This window comes from Dietzia maris (assembly GCF_014144855.1).
Lineage (GTDB): Bacteria > Actinomycetota > Actinomycetes > Mycobacteriales > Mycobacteriaceae > Dietzia > Dietzia kunjamensis.
The window spans coordinates 1-1,822 of sequence record NZ_JAALDN010000081.1 but is presented as its reverse complement, the minus strand read 5'-3'; the positions used below and the strand labels follow the sequence as shown (position 1 = coordinate 1,822).

At 73.2% G+C, this 1,822-nt stretch carries 2 protein-coding genes and 1 pseudogene; 1 reads left to right on the top strand and 2 read right to left on the bottom strand.

The genetic code is table 11. From position 1 onward, the window contains the following. A partial coding sequence (locus G6024_RS03100) for a protein kinase domain-containing protein (RefSeq protein WP_478213474.1) occupies positions 1 to 754 on the bottom strand: 754 nt, incomplete at its 3' end. A 131-nt stretch (positions 755 to 885) separates the two neighbouring features. Between G6024_RS03100 and G6024_RS03095 the strand changes: the two genes are divergently transcribed. Further along, positions 886 to 1,254, top strand: a complete 369-nt coding sequence (locus tag G6024_RS03095; RefSeq protein ID WP_067713740.1) for an Rv2175c family DNA-binding protein — start codon at positions 886 to 888, stop codon at positions 1,252 to 1,254. Here the strand turns inward: G6024_RS03095 and G6024_RS03090 are convergent. After that, a pseudogene (locus tag G6024_RS03090) lies at positions 1,223 to 1,822 on the bottom strand (polyprenol phosphomannose-dependent alpha 1,6 mannosyltransferase MptB); the annotation flags it as partial. The gene G6024_RS03095 and the pseudogene G6024_RS03090 sit on opposite strands and share 32 nt — an antisense overlap.

Sequence of the window (1,822 nt, the reverse complement as noted above, 5' to 3'; positions counted from 1 at the left end):
GGTGGTCGAGGTCCTCGGCCACGGTGTCGGACTGGTCGGACGGGGCCGGCACGTCGGTGTCGAGGCGACGGTAGGCCACGGCGATGGTGTTGTCACCGCTGAACGGTGGCTCCCCGGTGAGCATCTCGTAGGCGAGAACGCCGAGGGAGTACAGGTCGGACCGGGCGTCGGTGTCGGCGCCGGAGATCTGTTCGGGGGACAGGTAGGCCGCCGTGCCCATCACCACGCTGCTCGAGGTGGCGCGGGACTCGGCCACCGCCCGGACCAGGCCGAAGTCGGCGAGTTTGACCGCGCCGCTGCCGGAGATCAACACGTTCTCGGGCTTGATGTCGCGGTGCACCAGCCCGGCCTGGTGGGCCTCCCGCAGGGCGCCGAGGAGCGGACGCAGGACGGCGGCCGCGGCGTACGGGGGCATGGGGCCGCGCTCGTCGAGCAGTTCCCGCAACGTGCCACCGGGCACGAGTTCCATCACGAGGAACGCGGTGTCGGCCTCGACGCCCTGGTCGAACACCTGGACGATGCCGGAATCCGACAGGCGGGCCACCGACCTGGCCTCGAGGGTGAAGCGGTCCACGAACGCCTTGTCCCCGGCGAGGGTCGGATCGAGCAGCTTGACGGCGACGTGGCGGTCCAACCGCTCGTCGGTGGCCAGGTGGACGGTGGACATCCCGCCGCGGGCGATGACGGCGTCGAGCCGGTATCGCCCGTCGAGCAGTGTTCCTGGGCCGGGGGGCTTCCCGTCGTAAGTGCTCATGTCGTCCATTCTGCCCCTCCCGTCCCGTCCGCGGTACGTCCCGAGCGGACGGGGTCCGTAGCCCGACGCCGTCGGCCGCGCCGGCACCGCCGGTGGGGCCCGGGTGCGCCCGTGGGACTAACCTGGGTGGCGTGAGTACTGTTCCGCACGCCGACGACGTCCTGCCCGCCGACGTCGAGACCATCAACCTCCCCGCGGTGTCCGAGCGCCTGGGCATCCCCGTGACCCGCGTGCACGATCTCCTGCGCGACGGGACCCTGCTCGCCGTGCGGCGAGCGGGCATCGTGGTGGTGCCGGCGACCTTCCTGGATGACGACGACGAGGTCGTGCGCTTCCTGCCCGGGCTGGTCGCGGTCCTGCGGGACGGCGGCTACCGGGACGAGGAGATCCTGCGGTGGCTGTTCGCCGAGGACGACAGCCTGCCCGGCCGGCCGGCCGACGCGCTACACGGTCACCGCGCCCGCGAGGTCATGCGGCGCGCCCAGGCGATGGCGTTCTGACCCCGGCGGTGGCGCGCCGCCACCACCAGACCGCGGCGAGGGCTGCCGCGAGGGCCGCCCCGACGAGCGCGGGGCTGTAGAGGCTGGTCGACCCGTTGGGTCCGATCGCCATCACGAGGAAGACGGTCACCGCAACGACGGCTGTGGTGGCGCGTCGACCGGGTCGGGCGGCGACCCAGAACGCCGCCACCCACACGTAATACCAGGGCCAGGCCAGCGAGTTGAGGATGACGAAGGCCAGCAGCGCGACCATGATGCCGCGGAGCGCCGAGCGGGTGTCACGCCGGTGGAGCCACCACACCACGACGAGGGTGACCCCCAGGACCACGCGTCCGACGCGGCGGGCGACCGCCAGGACGTCCTCGAATCCGGGGGTGTCGACCACGGCGTGGACCAGGTGCGCCGCGGCGGTGGGCGCGCTGAGGTAGTTGATGACCCGGTCGGAGACGGAGATCGCGTCCAGCCAGCCGAACCCGGTGCCCGAGGCGAGGGTCGCCAGGGCGAACGCGACGGCGGCGGCCCCCGCCGCGGCCCCGGTGTCGACGAGGGCGCCGACGAGGGGGCGCCG